This window comes from Micromonospora sp. ATCC 39149 (assembly GCF_000158815.1).
Taxonomy (GTDB): domain Bacteria; phylum Actinomycetota; class Actinomycetes; order Mycobacteriales; family Micromonosporaceae; genus Micromonospora.
In genome coordinates, this window is sequence record NZ_GG657738.1 from 2,436,782 (window position 1) to 2,453,468 (window position 16,687).

Annotated in this window: 16 protein-coding genes and 2 pseudogenes; 10 read left to right on the forward strand and 8 right to left on the reverse strand. The window is 71.5% G+C overall.

From position 1 onward, the window contains the following. Positions 1-177 precede the first annotated feature (177 nt). From MCAG_RS10155 to MCAG_RS10175, 5 genes are all read left to right on the forward strand, one after another. The gene (locus MCAG_RS10155) at positions 178-1,614 is read left to right on the forward strand and encodes a TldD/PmbA family protein (protein ID WP_007072873.1); all 1,437 of its coding nucleotides are present in this window, start codon (positions 178-180) and stop codon (positions 1,612-1,614) included. Beyond that, a complete protein-coding gene (locus tag MCAG_RS10160; RefSeq protein WP_007072874.1) occupies positions 1,611-3,050 on the forward strand; it encodes a TldD/PmbA family protein in 1,440 nt (479 codons plus the stop codon). Before MCAG_RS10155 ends, MCAG_RS10160 begins: the two co-directional genes overlap by 4 nt. A gap of 287 nt (positions 3,051-3,337) precedes the next feature. Then, positions 3,338-4,144 carry a hypothetical protein gene (locus MCAG_RS10165; RefSeq protein WP_007072875.1) on the forward strand — a complete coding sequence of 269 codons (807 nt, stop codon included), beginning with the start codon at positions 3,338-3,340 and terminating at the stop codon, positions 4,142-4,144. 10 nt (positions 4,145-4,154) lie between these two features. Continuing rightward, the gene (locus MCAG_RS10170) at positions 4,155-6,071 is read left to right on the forward strand and encodes a fumarate reductase/succinate dehydrogenase flavoprotein subunit (protein WP_007072876.1); all 1,917 of its coding nucleotides are present in this window, start codon (positions 4,155-4,157) and stop codon (positions 6,069-6,071) included. Further along, positions 6,071-7,135 carry a succinate dehydrogenase/fumarate reductase iron-sulfur subunit gene (locus tag MCAG_RS10175; protein WP_007072877.1) on the forward strand — a complete coding sequence of 355 codons (1,065 nt, stop codon included), beginning with the start codon at positions 6,071-6,073 and terminating at the stop codon, positions 7,133-7,135. The genes MCAG_RS10170 and MCAG_RS10175 overlap by 1 nt, the downstream gene beginning before the upstream one ends. 165 nt (positions 7,136-7,300) lie before the next feature. On the opposite strand, the gene MCAG_RS10180 is transcribed toward MCAG_RS10175, so the two are convergent. Next, positions 7,301-7,741 carry a (deoxy)nucleoside triphosphate pyrophosphohydrolase gene (locus MCAG_RS10180; RefSeq protein WP_036373028.1) on the reverse strand — a complete coding sequence of 147 codons (441 nt, stop codon included), beginning with the start codon at positions 7,739-7,741 and terminating at the stop codon, positions 7,301-7,303. Positions 7,742-7,924: 183 nt separating this feature from the next. Here MCAG_RS10180 and MCAG_RS10185 point away from each other — a divergent pair, with 183 nt between their 5' ends. Together MCAG_RS10185 and MCAG_RS10190 are read left to right on the forward strand one after the other, a co-directional pair. Then, entirely contained in the window at positions 7,925-8,233 is a 309-nt protein-coding gene (locus MCAG_RS10185; RefSeq protein ID WP_036373030.1) for a 4a-hydroxytetrahydrobiopterin dehydratase, read from the forward strand. Between the two features lie 38 nt (positions 8,234-8,271). Beyond that, positions 8,272-8,631 (forward strand): PH domain-containing protein, encoded by a 360-nt coding sequence (locus MCAG_RS10190; RefSeq protein ID WP_007072880.1) that lies wholly within the window; start codon positions 8,272-8,274, stop codon positions 8,629-8,631. A gap of 69 nt (positions 8,632-8,700) precedes the next feature. Here MCAG_RS10190 and MCAG_RS10195 read toward each other — a convergent pair whose 3' ends face one another. The 6 genes from MCAG_RS10195 to MCAG_RS10220 form a co-directional block, all read right to left on the reverse strand. Next, positions 8,701-10,536 (reverse strand): hypothetical protein, encoded by a 1,836-nt coding sequence (locus tag MCAG_RS10195; protein ID WP_232290125.1) that lies wholly within the window; start codon positions 10,534-10,536, stop codon positions 8,701-8,703. A gap of 557 nt (positions 10,537-11,093) precedes the next feature. Further along, a complete protein-coding gene (locus MCAG_RS10200) occupies positions 11,094-11,720 on the reverse strand; it encodes a histidine phosphatase family protein (protein WP_007072882.1) in 627 nt (208 codons plus the stop codon). A gap of 7 nt (positions 11,721-11,727) precedes the next feature. Beyond that, the gene (locus MCAG_RS10205) at positions 11,728-11,925 is read right to left on the reverse strand and encodes a dihydrofolate reductase family protein (RefSeq protein WP_157547978.1); all 198 of its coding nucleotides are present in this window, start codon (positions 11,923-11,925) and stop codon (positions 11,728-11,730) included. Between the two features lie 53 nt (positions 11,926-11,978). Then, a complete protein-coding gene (gene ychF / locus MCAG_RS10210; protein WP_007072884.1) occupies positions 11,979-13,064 on the reverse strand; it encodes a redox-regulated ATPase YchF in 1,086 nt (361 codons plus the stop codon). A gap of 49 nt (positions 13,065-13,113) precedes the next feature. After that, the gene (locus MCAG_RS10215) at positions 13,114-13,851 is read right to left on the reverse strand and encodes a peptidase E (protein WP_036373032.1); all 738 of its coding nucleotides are present in this window, start codon (positions 13,849-13,851) and stop codon (positions 13,114-13,116) included. 32 nt (positions 13,852-13,883) lie between these two features. Then, complete coding sequence (locus tag MCAG_RS10220; protein WP_036373034.1) at positions 13,884-14,387, reverse strand: MarR family winged helix-turn-helix transcriptional regulator; 504 nt, start codon at positions 14,385-14,387, stop codon at positions 13,884-13,886. A 92-nt stretch (positions 14,388-14,479) separates the two neighbouring features. On the opposite strand from MCAG_RS10220, the pseudogene MCAG_RS10225 reads away from it, so the two are divergent. Next, a pseudogene (locus MCAG_RS10225) lies at positions 14,480-15,250 on the forward strand (EamA family transporter); the annotation flags it as partial. A gap of 89 nt (positions 15,251-15,339) precedes the next feature. On the opposite strand, the gene MCAG_RS34635 reads toward MCAG_RS10225, so the two are convergent. Further along, the gene (locus tag MCAG_RS34635) at positions 15,340-15,825 is read right to left on the reverse strand and encodes a hypothetical protein (protein ID WP_232290126.1); all 486 of its coding nucleotides are present in this window, start codon (positions 15,823-15,825) and stop codon (positions 15,340-15,342) included. A gap of 142 nt (positions 15,826-15,967) precedes the next feature. Between MCAG_RS34635 and MCAG_RS10230 the strand changes: the two genes are divergently transcribed. After that, entirely contained in the window at positions 15,968-16,477 is a 510-nt protein-coding gene (locus MCAG_RS10230; protein WP_036373036.1) for a SigE family RNA polymerase sigma factor, read from the forward strand. Next, positions 16,474-16,687: pseudogene (locus MCAG_RS33590) on the forward strand (hypothetical protein); the annotation flags it as partial. The gene MCAG_RS10230 and the pseudogene MCAG_RS33590, both read left to right, overlap by 4 nt.

The following is a 16,687-nucleotide window of genomic DNA, read 5'->3' on the forward strand; positions in this document are numbered from 1 at the left end:
AGGCCGGCGAAGCCGCACAGGTCGCACGTCGGGTGCGACCATGACGGCCCACTACGTGGAGCACTCGGCCGCCAAGCGGGGCGAGGTGCTGGAGTTGACCGAGCCCGTCCGGGCGAGGATCCGGCCCGAGGATCTCGTCCCCTGACGGATGTCGGTCCCGTCCCCTAGGGTCGGGCCATGACCGGATTCGATGCGGCGTCCGCCGCCGTGCAGGCGGCCCTGGACGCGGGCGCCCGGTACGCCGACGCCCGGGTGATGCACCGCCGGTACGAGTCGATGTCGGCCCGCAACGGCGACGTCGAGGAGCTGACCCAGGACGAGAGCCTCGGGCTGGGCGTCCGGGCGCTGGTCGGGTCGGGCTGGGGCTTCCACGCCGTACCGGAGCTGTCGGACGCCGCGGCCCGCGACGCCGGCCGGCGCGCCGCGCGGATCGCCGCCGCGAGCGCGCGGGTCCCCGGCCCGCCGATCGACCTGGTGCCGGCCGACCCGGTCGTCGCGAGCTGGGCCTCGGCGTGCGAGGTCGACCCGCTCGGGGTGGCCCTGTCCGACAAGGGCGACCTGCTGGTTGGCGCGACCGCCACGATGCGGGAACACGGCGCGGACCTGGCCGAGGGCCTCTACCAGGTGTGGGACACCACGAAGTGGTTCGTCTCCAGCGAGGGGCACCGCATCGACCAGCGCATCCGCGAGTGCGGCAGCGGCATCTCGGCCACCTCGATCGGCGACGGAGAGACGCAGCGCCGGTCCTACCCGAGCTACCGCGGCCAGTACGGCACCACCGGCTGGGAGCTGGTCACCTCACTCGATCTGGCCGCGCACGCCGCCCGGATCGCCGAGGAGAGCCGGGCGCTGCTCACCGCGCCCGCGTGCCCGGCGGGCGAGACCGACCTGATCCTCGGCGGCGAGCAACTCGCGTTGCAGATCCACGAGTCCGTCGGGCACGCCATCGAGCTGGACCGCATCCTCGGCTGGGAGGCCGCCTTCGCCGGCACGTCCTGGCTGGACCTGGCGCAGCTCGGCTCGCTGCGCTACGGCTCCGAGCTGATGAACGTCACCATCGACCCGACCATCCCTGGCGCGCTGGGCAGCTTCGGCTTCGACGACGAGGGCTCACCGGCGGTGCGGCGGGACGCGGTACGCGAGGGCCGGTGGGTCGGGGTGCTCGCCGGCCGCGACTCGGCCGCCGTCGCCGGCCTGGGCTACGGCGGCAGCGTACGGGCCGACGGCTGGGCCCGGCTGCCGATGGTGCGGATGACCAACGTCGGGCTGGAGCCCGGCCCGCACACCCTCGACGAGATCGTCGCCGCCACCGACGACGGGGTGCTGATGGACGTCAACCGTTCCTGGTCGATCGACGACAAGCGGCTCAACTTCCAGTTCGGCTGCGAGATCGGCTGGGAGGTGAAGCGGGGCCGGCGGGGGCGGATGCTGCGCAACCCCACGTACACGGGCATCGGCCCGCTGTTCTGGCGCTCGATGGACATGCTCTCCGCCGAGACCATCGCCTGGGGCACGCCGAACTGCGGCAAGGGCCAGCCCGGCCAGGTCGGCCACACCGGCCACCCGGCCGCGCCGGCCCGGTTCCGCAACGTCCGAGTGGGGGTGCGGGCATGAGTCAGGAGCACGGGCGGGACGTGTTGGGCCTCGCCGATCAGGTGGTCGACCTGGTCCGCCGGCTGGCCGGGCCACGGGCCGAGGCGGAGGTGGTGGTCACCCGGTCCGCCCTGGCACTGACCCGGTTCGCCAACTCCTTCGTGCACCAGAACGTTGCCGAGTCGGGCGTCTCGGTGCGGCTGCGTGTGCATACCGGGGGGCGCACGGCGGCCGGCGGCGGCAGCGTGGTCACCCCGGAAGGGCTGGCCGCCCTGGTCGAGCGAGCCCTCGCGGCGGCCCGGCTCTGCCCGCCGGACCCGGCGTGGCCGGGGCTGGCCCCGCGCTCACCGGTGCCCGCCGCCCCGGCCTGGGACGAGGCCACGGCCTTCGCCGAGCCGGGCGAGCGGGCCGAGCGGGTGCGCGCGTTCGTCGACGCCGTGGGCGGGCTGGAGGCCGCCGGGTACTGCCGCACCGCGCACCGGGAGGCGGCGTTCGCCAACTCCACCGGGCACTCCGCGCGGGGCAGCGCCGCCGAGGCGGCGATGGACGGCATCGCCCGTTCGGGTGGCGCGGACGGCGTGGCCCGGCTGCACGCCGGCCGGCTGGCCGACCTGGACGGGGCGGCGTTGGGGGCCCGCGCAGCCGCGAAGGCGCGGGCCGCCGTGGCCCCGGTCGAGCTGCCGCCGGGCCGGTACGAGGTGGTGCTGGAGCCGGCCGCCGTCGCCGACCTGCTGCACAATCTCGCTCTCTGGGGCTTCAACGGCAAGCGGCACGCCGAGCGGCAGTCCTTCGCCGAGCCGGGTGCGGCCCAGTTCGATCCGGCGGTCACGCTGGTCGACGATCCGCTCGCCGGGTCGGGGCTGCCGTTCGACTTCGAGGGCACCGGCCGGCGGGCCCTGACGCTGGTCGACGCCGGCACCACGGTCGCCGTGGCGCACGACCGGCGCAGCGGCGCGGCGGCCGGGGTGGGTTCCACCGGGCACGCGTCGCCGGAGGCGGCCACCTTCGGCCCGACGCCGGTCAACCTGCGGCTGTCCGGCCCCGCACCGGCCAACACCGACGATCCGGCACGCGCCGGGGCCGGCGGCGGGGCGGGGTCCGGGGCTCCGGCGTCGGCCGGGCCGGTGGCCGACGGCGACACGGCCGCCCTGGTCGCCGGGATGGAGCGCGGCCTGCTGGTCAGCGACCTGTGGTACACCCGGGTGCTCGACACGAAGAGCCTGGTGATCACGGGGCTGACCCGTAACGGGGTCTGGCTGGTGGAGGGCGGGGTGCCGGTGCGGGCGGTGCGGGACCTCCGCTTCACCGAGTCGTACCCTCGGGCGCTCGGCCCCGGGGCCGTGGTCGGGATCGGCCGCCGGGCGGTCCGGCAACCGGATCGGGTCGACGGCGTCTGGTGGGACGCCCCGGCGCTGCGGCTGGCGGCCTGGAACTTCACCGGCGGGGCCTCGGGCTGACCCGGGCGGATGAACCCTCCCCGGTTCTGCGGGCGGCCGGGGAGTGAGCTTCTTAACATCCAACGTCGATCGTGTTGCGGGGACTTTTCCGCAGGCCGGACACACGGGACACTCCCTTGCGCGGACGGCCCACGGAGATCGGCGTAACGTGTGTCACCTAGCTGCGCCGGTACGGCCGGTGTGGTCGTTGGTGTGCGCGGTGACGTGGCAGCGGGTACGGGGTCGCCGGTCCGCGTGCCGACCGGAACAACTGCCGCCCGTGAGGGCCCCGTCAGGGAGACGACCGAATGACTTCAACGGCAACGAGGCCGCGTGGGGCGCGAGCGCGCGCCGCCATAGCGGCGAAGACGTTGCGGACGGACCGGTGGTGGTTCGCTCCGCTGATCACCGTCATCGGGCTCAGCGCCTGGGTCGCGTACGCGACGGTCCGGGTCTTCATGCACAAGTGGTACTGGGTCGAGCAGTACCACTACCTGACCCCGTTCTACTCGCCCTGCGTCACCGACCGGTGCGTCGAGGGGGCCGCCCACTTCGGCCGCTTCCTGCCCGGCTGGTGGATCGTCCCGGACGCGGCGCTGACCCTGCCGTTCCTGCTGCTGTTCCGGCTGACCTGCTACTACTACCGCAAGGCGTACTACCGGTCGTTCTGGCTGTCGCCGCCGGCCTGCGCCGTGCCGGACAAGCACGACAGCTACTCGGGCGAGACGCGCTTCCCGCTGCTGGGCCAGAACCTGCACCGGTATTTCTTCTACGCCGCCGCGATCATCTCGCTGATCAACACCTGGGACGCGATCCTGGCCTTCCACTCGCCGGAGGGCTTCGGCTTCGGGCTGGGCAACATCGTCCTGCTGGTGAACGTGGTCATGCTGTGGGCGTACACGATCTCCTGCCACTCGTGCCGGCACATCATCGGCGGGCGGCTCAAGCACTTCTCCAAGCACCCGGTGCGGTACAAGGCCTGGACCGGCGTGTCCTGGCTGAACGTCCGGCACATGCAGCTCGCCTGGATCACCCTCGGCACCCTGGCCCTGACCGACTTCTACGTCATGGCGATCTCGGCCGGCTGGTTCGACGACCTGCGGTTCATCAACTAGAGGGCCTGACATGACGACCACGAATCGGATCGAACGACACCACTACGACGTCGTCGTGATCGGGGCCGGCGGCGCCGGCCTGCGCGCGGCGATCGAGGCCCGGCTCGCGGGCAAGAAGACGGCGATCATCTCGAAGTCGCTGTTCGGCAAGGCGCACACCGTGATGGCCGAGGGCGGCGCGGCCGCCGCCATGGGCAACGTGAACAGCCGGGACAACTGGCAGGTGCACTTCCGCGACACCATGCGCGGCGGCAAGTTCCTCAACAACTTCCGGATGGCCGAGCTGCACGCGAAGGAGTCGCCGCAGCGGATCTGGGAGCTGGAGACGTACGGTGCGCTGTTCGACCGCACCAAGGACGGGAAGATCTCGCAGCGCAACTTCGGTGGCCACGAGTACCCCCGGCTGGCGCACGTCGGCGACCGGACCGGCCTGGAGCTGATCCGCACCCTCCAGCAGAAGATCGTCTCCCTCCAGCAGGAGGACAAGGCCGAGTTCGGCTCGTACGACGCCCGGATCAAGGTGTTCGCCGAGACCACGATCACCGAGCTGCTGCTCGACGGCGAGAAGGTCGCCGGGGCGTTCGGCTACTACCGGGAGTCCGGGGAGTTCATCCTCTTCGAGGCCCCGGCCGTGGTGCTCGCCACCGGCGGCGTCGGCCGGTCGTACAAGGTCACGTCGAACTCCTGGGAGTACACCGGCGACGGCCACGCGCTGGCCCTGCGCGCCGGCGCGACGCTGATCAACATGGAGTTCCTCCAGTTCCACCCGACCGGCATGGTCTGGCCGCCCTCGGTGAAGGGCATCCTGGTCACCGAGTCGGTGCGCGGCGACGGCGGCGTGCTGAAGAACTCCGACGGCAAGCGGTTCATGTTCGACTACGTCCCCGACGTGTTCCGCAAGCAGTACGCGGACAACGAGGCCGAGGCGGACCGCTGGTACTCCGACCCGGACAACAACCGGCGTCCGCCGGAGCTGCTGCCCCGCGACGAGGTCGCCCGCGCGATCAACAGCGAGGTCAAGGCCGGGCGGGGTACGCCGGCCGGCGGCGTCTACCTGGACATCGCGTCCCGGCTGCCGGCCGAGGAGATCCGCCGCCGCCTGCCGTCGATGTACCACCAGTTCAAGGAGCTGGCCGACGTCGACATCACCAAGGAGCCGATGGAGGTCGGGCCGACCTGTCACTACGTGATGGGCGGCGTCGAGGTGGACCCGGACTCCGGTGCCGCGTACGGCACGGTGCGCGGGCTGTTCGCCGCCGGTGAGGTGTCCGGCGGCATGCACGGCTCCAATCGACTCGGCGGCAACTCGCTGTCGGACCTGCTGGTCTTCGGCAAGCGGGCGGGCGGCCACGCGGCGTCGTACGCCGATCAGTTGACCTCGCGCCCGAAGGTGTCGATCGGCGCGGTGGAGGCCGCCGTGGAGACGGCGCTCGCGCCGTTGCAGCGGGACACCGGGGAGAACCCGTACCAGCTCCAGCAGGACCTCCAGGCGGTGATGGGAGATCTAGTAGGAATCATCCGCCGGGAGGGCGAGCTGGTCGATGCCCTGCACCGGCTTGCCGAGCTGCGCGAGCGGGTGGCGAAGGTCAGCGCGGCCGGCGGGCGGCGCTACAACCCGGGCTGGCACCTCGCGCTGGACCTGCGCAACATGCTGGTGGTGTCGGAGTGCACCGCGAAGGCGGCGCTGGAGCGGCAGGAGTCGCGCGGCGGCCACACCCGGGAGGACTTCCCGGCGATGGACCCGAAGTGGCGTCGGGTGAACCTGGTCTGCGCGCTGGACGGCGACACCGTGCGGCTGACCCACAAGCCGCTGCCGAAGATCCGCGCCGAGCTGATCGCCCTGTTCGACCGTGCCGAACTGGCCAAGTACCTGACCGACGAGGAGCTCGCGGACTTCGACGCCCTCGCTGAGGAGGCGGGCAAGTAATGGGAACCAAGCGTCACTTCAGGATCTGGCGGGGCGACGAGAGCGGCGGCGACCTGCAGGACTACCAGGTCGAGGTCAACGAGGGCGAGGTGGTCCTCGACGTCATCCACCGGCTCCAGGCCACCGACGCGCCGGACCTGGCCTGCCGATGGAACTGCAAGGCCGGCAAGTGCGGCTCCTGCTCGATGGAGATCAACGGGATGCCCAAACTGGGCTGCATGACCCGGATGTCGACGTTCGAGGAGGCCGAGACCGTCACGGTCACCCCGCTGCGCACGTTCCCGGTCATCCGGGACCTGGTCACCGACGTCTCGTTCAACTACGAGAAGGCGCGGGAGACGCCGGCGTTCGCGCCGCCGGCCGGGGTGGCCCCGGGCGAGTACCGGATGCAGCAGGTGGACGTCGAGCGCTCGCAGGAGTTCCGCAAGTGCATCGAGTGCTTCCTGTGCCAGAACGTCTGCCACGTGGTCCGCGACCACGAGGAGAACAAGCAGGCGTTCTCCGGCCCCCGATACTTCATCCGGGCCGCCGAGCTGGACATGCACCCCCTCGACGCGAAGACCGACCGCAAGGAGTACGCGCAGGCGGAGCAGGGGCTCGGCTTCTGCAACATCACCAAGTGCTGCACCGAGGTCTGCCCCGAGCACATCAAGATCACGGACAACGCGATCATCCCCATGAAGGAACGGGTCGTCGACCGCAGGTACGATCCCCTGGTATGGCTCGGTAGCAAGATCTTCCGGAGGGGTCAGGTGCCTCAGACCAGCGTGACCAGCGCCTCGCACAGCGGTGCCGTGCACTCCCACGCCGCCCCGGGCGGGGTCCACTCGCACGCGGGTGGCTCCCACGACCCCGCCACCGAGGCCCAGGCCCAGGCCGGTGTCAACTGGCACCGCGAGGTGCCGAAGCCGACCGCCCCGGCCGTGGACGACAACGGCAAGCTCCCGCTGACGGAGCTCACCTTCGACCGGGCCGCCGCGCCGTCGCCGTTCGGCGACGACGTGCAGTTCCCGCTGCCCCCGGAGCACCTGAACTTCGCCCACCCGGAGCAGGACAAGCACTGACCACGACAGCGACGACGGGGGTTGGCGGCACCTGCCGCCGGCCCCCGTCGGCGTTTCACCCCTGCGGAGGTGCCCCTGCGCGGTGTGTCTCTACCCGGTAGGTCTCTGCGCAACTTGTCCCGTTGCGCGCCCTTCAGCCTGCCCTGTGGCCCACCGCGAGGCGGCTCAGTCGGCGAGGAGCAGGGGGCGCAGGGCCGCGACGATGGGCGCGTCGGCGGGGAGCCAGGTGACGGTGTCCAGCTCGGCGGCGGAGAGCCATCGCAGCGCGGAGTGCTCCAGGGCCTTCGGCCGGTCGCCGTGCAGCAGGCGGGCCGCGTACACCTTCAACACCGAGCGGCCGTGGGCCATCCGCACGTTGCGGCCGACCCGGTCGCCGATCTCCACGCGTACGGCCAGCTCCTCGGCGCACTCGCGGACCAGGGCGGCGGTTTCGCTCTCCCCCGGCTCCACCTTGCCGCCGGGGAACTCCCACATCCCCGCGACCTCCGGCGGGGCGGACCGGGCGCAGGCGAGCACCCGCCCGTCCGCGATGATCGCCGCGCCGACGACCACCTTCGGGTCCCGTCGTTCGGTCTGTTCACTTTCGCTAGCCCGTTCGGTCTGCACGGGCTCCCAGCGTGCCAGATCAATAGGCGGTTTGGGTACCGTGGCCGACCGCTAGGCCAGTAGAAGTAGGAAGTGTGGGCGTGGACACACCCTCGGCCGGACGACAGACTGGGGGTACCGACATAGACACGGGACGGCGACGATTTGGCCACAAGCCGGCAACGGCGCCTGGGAGGTGCGGTGATGCGTGTGCTGTTCAGGGGCCGGGCGAAGCACGACTACCTGAGCGACGCGTTGACCCTACTGACCGGGTGGACCCGCGAGGGCGAGCAGATCCGGCGCACGCTGGTGATCGACGACACCCAGCACGCGGCCCTCACCGAACGGGTCAAGGTGGTCGCCGACGCCCTGCACCTGCGCCCTGAGATCAGCCGCCGTGACGACCAGACGCAGATCCGGGTCGGGCACGGCGACGGTGAGCCGCTGAGCGAGGGCGAGGTCCTGCTGGCCGCCCGCATCGAGGACGCGTACCGGGCCGTCACCGGCGCCTGACCGGTCACCTGTTTGGCGCGTCCGCCTACCGTGGGGTCATGGCGAATGCGACATACGACCGCAAGGAGCAGTTCCAGCAGATCCAGAGCGGCCTGCTCACCGGTGAGCAGATCATCGCCGTCTACGACGCCGTGGGCACCGGCACCGGGTTCATCGGCCTCACCGACCGGCGGGTGATCATCCAGGACCGGTCCTTCGTCAAGCGGTACGCGATCACCAGCATTCCGTACTCGAAGATCACCAGCGTGAGCGTGGTGAGCAACAAGTCGTGGGGCGGGGAGTTCTTCTCCACCGGCTCGATCGCCATCCACGTCGGTACGCACACGTACGAGGTCGAGTTCCGGGGCGCGCAGAAGAGCCACCACGTGCACAACGTGATCCTGCACTACATCTCCTGAGCCGCCCCGTCTCCCGGCCCGCCGCGTGGGGCTGCCCGGGCCACGCCTCGGGCAGCCCCACGCGCTCGCTCAGCTCCAGCTCAGCTTGATCAGTTCCCAGCCACCTTCCGGAATGTCGTCCGTCGGGTCGGTACGCAGGTTCATCGGGTTGGCCATACCGAGATAGAGGGTCTTCCCATCGGTGATCATGGTGCGGAAGCCGTAGTTGAGGGGGTTGCCCAGCCCCTTGGTGTCCACCGCCGTGGCGGGCTGCTGGTGCGAGTCGAACATGTACAGCTCACCGCCGTAGAGTTCCGGGTCGATCGTGATCGGATCCAACTCGTCGCTCAGCCCTTCGACCGCGCCGCTGAAGCCCATCTGCGCTGCGGTCGAGGGCAGCAGGTCCTTGGCGAGGTAGCTCCAGTCCATGGTGCCGACGAACAACCGACCATCGGTGACGGCCATGGTCCAGGTGTAGTTCGTGTAGATGTTGCCGAACCCCATACGCCCGAACTGCGCGCTGTAGCCGGTGGACATGTTCTCCCAGCCACCCGCGCCGCTGTTCGCCTGCGCGTTGTACACCGGCAGCTGCGGTTCTCCGTAGAGCAGGTCCACGTCCTCGATCAGATCGATTCCCCCGACGACAGGGCCGAACGCACGGCCCCGGAAGATGCTCACCGCGCGCTGGGAGTTCTCCAGCGTGTCCCGAGCGGCGTAGTCGTCCGCCGGCGGGTACAACCCGGCGACCACGCTCGTCGACTTCATCGGGACGTGCATCGTCCCCCAGTAGAGGTAGCCGTCGTACGAGACCAGCGCGCCGAGGCCGTACGTGGTGGCGATCAGCGGATCCGGCTCGTACTGCTGCACGCTCCAGACCAGCTCCCAGCCGGCGGCGTCGTCCGTGGTCAGGCCGGGCGCTCCGTTCTTCAGCGGCGGGCTCATCCACACCCCGGCGATGGTGGGGTCGGCCTCCTCGATCGGCCTGATTCCGAGGCGTTCGAGCAACGGATCGACGATGGTGTGGGGCGGATTCGAGTTTCCACCCGCCGATCCCGGCACCAGCGAACTGCCGCCGCTCCACGCCGACCAGGTGCTGGCGAAGATCCGGCCGTCGTGCAGCGTCAGGTCGGCGACCTGAGCCGGCAGTTTACCGACCTCGATGAAGTTGAACGGGTTGGTGCGGCTCCCGGCCCAGCGCAGCATGTACCCGCCGTCCTTGCCGTTGGCGCCCACCCCCACGCCCGCGTAGAGGGCGCCGTCGGCCTCCAGGAAGTGACGGATGTTGCCGTACTTGGTGAAGTTCGCCGAGCCGAGGTAAGCGCCGGTGTCCGTGTCGAACGCGAACATGTTGACCGTCGCACCGAGGGCCGGCCCGGCGAGGATGACGACGCCCTGGCTGGTTCCCCCGGCACGCAGTCCCAACGTCCGCCTCAACCGGGACAAATCATCGGCGGACCTGTTCTTGATGACGTCGGTCTTCTCGGTGAGCGTGCCGGAGGAGAGGTCGTGGACGTACACCCGGGGTTGCCGGTGATCACCGGTATTTGTCGGCATGGTCGGGTTCTGCACGACGATCTGACTGTGCGCGTACTCGCACACGTAGTCGTCGTACAGCCGAGGTGTCGGCTGCGCAAGGGTCGTACCGGCGACGATGCAGTTCACATTCGCCCCGGTGCCGAACCACAGGCGATTGTTCGCCTGGGCGAGCGACCAGACGTACGCCTGGTTGACCTTGGCCTGCCCCTGGGCGCAGGGCGGCCCGGCCGGGTACGGCATTCCGACCCCGGCGAAGCACTCGTCGGGGGTGGCCTTCGCCAGCAACTGGTGCTGGAAGGTCGGTGACGAACTCGGCAGCAGCGGCCCCCTGAGCCCGACGCCGGCTGCGGACGGGACGGCGGCAAGAACCGGCAGGACACCGAGTACCACGGCGGACAGTAGACGCCATCGAGACATTCTAGGCCGATGCATCGCTACCCTCTCTTTAGATGAAATCCATTCTTAGTGATGCTTGACAATGGCTACTCAACGACCGCCGCGCCAACCACGGGGACGGGAGCGTGGTCTCCAGCCGCAGCAATCGACACGCGAGCATTGCCTGTCATGCATCTGGTGGCGATTCGGCACAACAGCTCTGGTGGATAGCTGGCTCTGATTTCAAGCGCCCATAGCGTACCGTCGGCGACTGCTCTTGTCAGCCGCCGGAGGAGCGGGTCGAATACCAGGAGATTCGTTGTCGAATTCCCTCATACCGGCATCCGATCATGCGCGACGAGGCACGCCGAGTTGATCCACACCATGTCGGCGACATGGCCCGGTCGGGGGCCGATCGATACCGCTACGTCGGCGTCACGCGGACAACGACAACTGCCAAGCGCGCGTCCGCGTCGGTGACCCGCAGCACGGGTGCCAGTCGTTCCGTCATCGGCACAGTGTGCCCGCCGGCACCGACATCGCGCCGGACCCTCAGGGCGACAACCCGCCGGTCAGGAGACGTCGCTGAATCGGCGCAGGGTCCAGCGGGACGGCGGCCAGCCGGTGGGGTCGCCGTCGGTGGTCCACTCGGTGATCGAGGCCGGAGCCACCTCCATGTCGAACGCCCGGAACAGCGGTTGGGCGGCGAGTGCGTGGAAGGAGCCCTCGACCGTCTCGGTGTGCCCGACCAGCACGACGGTGCCGCCCCAGTGCCGGTGCGCGATGTCCATGATCGCGCGGCTGACGCGTACGACCAGCTCCGCCCAGCTCTCGTTGCCCTCCTCGAACGGCCGGAACACCCCGCCGCCCTCCACCGCGTGCTCGGTCTGGAACTGGGCGGTCGGCAGCCCGTCCGCGTACGGCGGGGTGTGCCAGGCGCACAACCCGCAGTCGGCCACCGCGCTGACGCCCAGCGCCTCGGCGATCGGCCACGCGGTTTCGACCGTCCGGCGCAGCACGGACGAGTAGACCGCCACCGGCCCGGCGACGGCAAGCTCCTCGCGGAGCCGGTCGGCCAGCCGGCGCGCCTGCTGATGGCCCGAGTCGGTCAGTCCCCGGCAGCCACCCGGGCCGCCTACGACGTCCTCGATTTTGTGCACCGACTCGCCGTGTCGGACGAAGAGGAGCCGAGTTCGCATCCCGACATCATGTCCTGCCCTGGGCCAACCTGTCGATCAAGCAGCCGAAGATGCGCACCCCGGCCCCGAGCAGGACCGGGGCGACGAAGATCAGTACCTCGTCGAGCGGCCCGGCCCGGATGCGCTGCCTGGCGACCTCCGCGCTGCCGCCGAAGGTGCCGTTGCCGGCGAGGATCGCGCCGACGTCGGCCGGCAGCTGCTCCACCGTCGCGTTGTCGCCTGTCGGGTTCTCGCCAGTGAGGTCGGGACGGGACCTCACTACACGTTGAAGCGGAACTCCACGACGTCGCCGTCCTGCATGACGTACTCCTTGCCCTCGATACGGACCTTGCCCGCCGCCTTCGCCGCCGCCATCGATCCGGCCGCGACCAGGTCGTCGTAGGAGACCACCTCGGCCTTGATGAAGCCGCGCTGGAAGTCGGAGTGGATGACCCCCGCGGCCTCCGGGGCGGTCGCGCCGACCGGGACCGTCCAGGCCCGCGCCTCCTTGGGCCCCGCCGTCAGGTACGTCTGGAGCCCGAGCGTGCGGAAGCCGACCCGGACGAGCTGGTCCAGCCCCGGCTCGGACTGCCCGATCGACTCCAGCAGCTCGCGGGCCTCCTCCTCGGGCAGGTCCACCAGCTCGGACTCGATCTTGGCGTCCATGAAGACCGCCTCGGCCGGGGCGACCAGGGCACGCAGCTCGTCGAGGAACTCGGCGTTGGCCAGCTCGGCCTCGTCGACGTTGAAGACGTAGAGGAACGGCTTGGTGGTGAGCAGGTGCAGCTCGCGCAGGTGCTCCAGGTCGATCTTGGCGGCGGCGGCACCGGTGTACAGGGTGGTGCCACCGTCGAGGACCTCGACGGCCTGCTTCGCGGCGGTCACGGCGGCGGCCCGGTCCTTGCGGAGCTTGGCCTCCTTCTCCAGCCGGGGCAGCGCCTTCTCCAGAGTCTGGAGGTCGGCCAGGATCAGCTCCGTGTTGATCGTCTCGATGTCGTCGGCCGGGGAGATCTTGCCGTCGACGTGCACCACGTTCGGGTCGGAGAAGGCCCGCACCACCTGGCAGATCGCGGAGGCGTCCCGGATGTTCGCCAGGAACGCGTTGCCCCGGCCCTGCCCCTTCGACGCGCCCCGGACCAGGCCGGCGATGTCGACGAACGACACCGGCGCGGGCAGGACCTTCTGCGAGGAGAAGATCTCGGCCAGCTTGGCCAGCCGCTCGTCCGGCAGCCCGACGACGCCGACGTTGGGCTCGATGGTGGCGAACGGGTAGTTCGCCGCGAGCACGTCGTTCTTGGTCAGCGCGTTGAACAGGGTGCTCTTGCCGACGTTGGGCAGGCCGACGATCCCGATGGTGAGGCTCACGGGCGGCCAGTCTACGCGGCCGGCACCGGCCGTCGCCGGTCAGCTCACCTCATCGGGTCAGCAGGCGTGGCTCGATCCGGGTCTCCCGGACACTGCCGTCGGCGGCACGGGCGACCTCGTACGCCGCGACGCCCGCGCGGTCGGCGACCGCCTCGACCAGGTGGGTGCCCCGGTAGACCAGCCCGACGCCGTCGTCGGTGCAGTGGCTGGTCGGCAGGGTGCCGTCACCGACCAGCGCGTGCATCAGCGGTCGCCGCTGGTCCTCGCTGTCGTAGTGCACCCCGTTGCCGTACGGCAGCCAGCCCAGGCCGTCGGCGAAGCCGCGCAGCCGGGGGCCGAAGCTGTCGGTGGCACCGCCGAGGTGCCAGCAGATCGAGCCGGCGGACACCCCGGCCAGCACCACTCCGGCCTGCCAGCACTCGTGCAGGACCTCGTCGAGGCCGTGCACCCGCCACACCGCGCACAGGTTGGCGACGCTGCCGCCGCCGACCCAGATCACGTCCTGGGCGAGCAGGTGGGACCGAACGTCGTCGACGTTCGGCATCGGGAACAGCGCCAGGTGCGACGCGCGGAACCGGGTGCCGGCGAAGGCCGCGTAAACGGCGGCGATCGAGGCGTCCCGGTCGCCGACGGCCTGGCCGAGGTAGCACAGCCGGGGCTCGGGACCGGCCTGGGCCAGCTCGGCGGCCAGCGCGAAGACCGGACCGGGGCTCAGGTCGTTCGGGCCGCGTCGGCGGCTGAGGAAGCCCATGCTGGTCGCGATGATGGTCGGTTCACTGGCGGGCACGACGGTCGGTCCTCTCTGCGGCGGCTTGGGCGTCAGGGGCGGGGTGCGCTGGCGGCGGCGAGTAGGTCGCGGAGCAGGTCGGCAAGCCGGTGCTGGTCCCGCGCCGGGAGGGCGTCGAGCAGACGCCGCTGCGCGGCCACCCCGGCGTCGGCGGCCTCCTCGGCCACCCGCCGGCCGGTGTCGGTGAGGGTGACCTGGAGGCCCCGCCGGTCGGCCGGGTCTGGGGCGCGACGGACCAGTCCGGCGCGCTCAAGGCGGTCGAGGCGGCCCGTCATCCCGCCCGAGGTGAGCATCAGACTGGCGGCCAGGGCCTTGGGGGCGAGCGTGTACGGGGCGCCGGCCCGGCGCAGGGCGGCCAGCACGTCGAACTCGCCCCGGCTGATGCCCCAGCCTGCGTACACCCGCTCCTGCTCGTCGCCGACCAGCCGGGCGAGGCGGTAGATCCGGCCGAAGACGGCCATCGGCTCGGGCCGCATGCCGGCCCGCTCGCGCCGCCACTGCTCGACGATGACGTCGATGTCGTCCCGCTCGGTCACCCCGGCATTGTGCCGCAACTCGCACTGGCGCAGTTCACTCGGCGGTGATTAGCTTAGTTCTAAGCTACTTAGCATCTAACGATTGGCCTGCCATGTCCCGCCGGACCGCCGACCTGCTGGCCACCGCCACGGCGCCCATCGCCTGGGGCACCACCTATCTGGTCACCTCCGAGCTGCTCCCGCCTGACCGACCGCTCTGGTCCGGGACGCTACGGGCGCTCCCGGCCGGCTTGCTGCTGCTCGCCCTGACCCGACGTCGCCCCCACGGCGCGTGGTGGTGGCGGGCCGCCGTGCTCGGCGCGCTCAACATCGGCGCGTTCTTCCCGCTGCTCTTCTACGCCGCGTACCGGCTGCCCGGCGGCACCGCCGCCGTGCTGGGCGCGACGCAGCCACTGCTGGTCGCCGGGCTGGCCGGGGTCGCCCTCGGTGAGCGCCCCCGGCCACCGGTCCTGGTCGCCGCGATCGCCGCCCCCCTGGGCGTGGCCCTCGTCGTGCTCCGCCCCGACGCCGGCGCGGACCTGCTCGGCGTGGCCGCCGGGCTCACCGGCACCGCCGCGATGGCGGCCGGGCTGGTGCTGACCCGCCGCTGGGGACGCCCCGCCGGCGTCGGCACCCTCGCCGCGACGAGCTGGCAGCTCACCGCCGGGGGCCTGCTCATCGCGCCCCTCGCGGTCGCGGTCGAGGGAACGCCGCCGCCCGTCGACGGCCCGGCCCTGCTCGGGTACGCCTGGCTCGGGCTGGTCGGCACCGCCGCCGCGTACGCCCTCTGGTTCCGCGGCGCGGCGCGGCTGCCCCTGGCCCAGGTCTCGGTGCTCGGCGCGCTGAGCCCGCTGACCGCCGCCGCACTCGGCTGGCTGGCGCTGGGCCAGGCGTTGAGCGCGACGCAGCTCGCGGGCTTCGCCCTGGCGATCGCCGCAACCGTCGTCGGCCAGCTGGACACGCCGCCTGCCGGCTATCCGCGCTCCCGGCTGCCCGCCCCGGAGAGCACGTCGGCGGCGAACTCGCGGCGGCCGGCCGGCGGCAGCCCCGTGGCCGCCGCGCGCGGCAGCGTGAACCGGTGCGCGGCGGACGGGCCGGCTGCCTCCGACTCCCCGAGCATCCAGCGCACCTCGTCGACCGTCCAGCCCAGCCCGGGGCGATCGGCGATCTCCCGCACCAGGCGCAGCCCCACCCGGGTGTCGTCGTCGTAGAACCGCATGCACCAGTGGTGCGCCCACATGCCGAGCGCCCGGAGACCGGCCGCGTCCAGGGAGTCGGCGAGCCGGCCGCAGGCGGTGTCGGCGAACGGTCGTGCCGGGTCGTCGGCGCGGTCCCGCCCGATCGCGCCGAAGGCGGCCGGTGCCACCATCCGCATCCGGTCGTAGAGACCCTGCGCCACGGCCTCGTCCAGCCGCGCCCGCTCCGACCGAGGGGCTGCCCGCCCGGCCACGCTCGCCATCGCCGCACCCTTCTGGAGTTGGTGCCGGGACGCTACCGACCACTACCGACGCTTTCCCGTCCCGTTCTTCCTTCCGGCGTCAGGGATAGCTGCGGTGAGCTGGGGCGTCTGTATCTGTGACAGACAACGACGGGGAGGGCGGGTGGACGAGGACGACCGGGCCCGGCTGGCCGAGTTCGTGGCCAACCGGACGCCAGCCCTGATGCGGGTCGCGTACCTGCTCACCGGGGACCGGCACACCGCCGAGGACCTGTTCCAGTCGGCGCTGGCCAAGACGATCCCGAGGTGGCGTGAGCTGCGCCACGCCGATCCGGAGGGCTATCTGCGCACGGTCATGTACCGGGAGCAGGTGAGCTGGTGGCGTCGGCTGCGTCGACACCGGGAGACGTCGCTCACCGGGGCCGACGAACGGGCCGGTCCCGACCCGAGCGGCGGCGCCGACGTACGGCTGGCGATGCGGGCGGCGCTGCGTGCGCTGCCGACGGCCCAGCGCACGGTCGTGGTCCTGCGGTACTACGAGGACCTGACCGAGAACCAGGTGGCCGCCGCGCTGGGCTGGCCGGTCGGCACCGTGCGCAGCCGCACCAATCGGGCCGTGGCCCGGTTGCGGCAGCTCCTGCCGGACATCGAGCTCCTGGAGGTACGGCGGTGACCACGCCCCTCGAGAACCTCATCCGCGACACCCTCTCCGACCTCGCCGAGGAGGCACCGACAGTGCAAGACCAGTTGACCCGGGCGGAACGCCGGGCCCGGACCCGACGCCGCGCCACCATGGCGACAAGCGCGCTGGGCGCCCTCGCCGCCGTGCTGATCGGCGCCCCGATCGCGATGGCCACCAGCGGCGGCGGGGACGCCCCGCCCG

Coding starts and splice junctions, on each gene's coding strand:
- MCAG_RS10170 (WP_007072876.1), top strand. CDS start 4,155: ATGACGACCACGAATCGGATCGAACGACACCACTACGACGTCGTCGTG.
- MCAG_RS10200 (WP_007072882.1), bottom strand. CDS start 11,720: ATGCGAACTCGGCTCCTCTTCGTCCGACACGGCGAGTCGGTGCACAAA.
- MCAG_RS34635 (WP_232290126.1), bottom strand. CDS start 15,825: ATGGCGAGCGTGGCCGGGCGGGCAGCCCCTCGGTCGGAGCGGGCGCGG.
- MCAG_RS10175 (WP_007072877.1), top strand. CDS start 6,071: ATGGGAACCAAGCGTCACTTCAGGATCTGGCGGGGCGACGAGAGCGGC.
- MCAG_RS10190 (WP_007072880.1), top strand. CDS start 8,272: ATGGCGAATGCGACATACGACCGCAAGGAGCAGTTCCAGCAGATCCAG.
- MCAG_RS10165 (WP_007072875.1), top strand. CDS start 3,338: ATGACTTCAACGGCAACGAGGCCGCGTGGGGCGCGAGCGCGCGCCGCC.
- MCAG_RS10160 (WP_007072874.1), top strand. CDS start 1,611: ATGAGTCAGGAGCACGGGCGGGACGTGTTGGGCCTCGCCGATCAGGTG.
- MCAG_RS10155 (WP_007072873.1), top strand. CDS start 178: ATGACCGGATTCGATGCGGCGTCCGCCGCCGTGCAGGCGGCCCTGGAC.
- MCAG_RS10185 (WP_036373030.1), top strand. CDS start 7,925: ATGCGTGTGCTGTTCAGGGGCCGGGCGAAGCACGACTACCTGAGCGAC.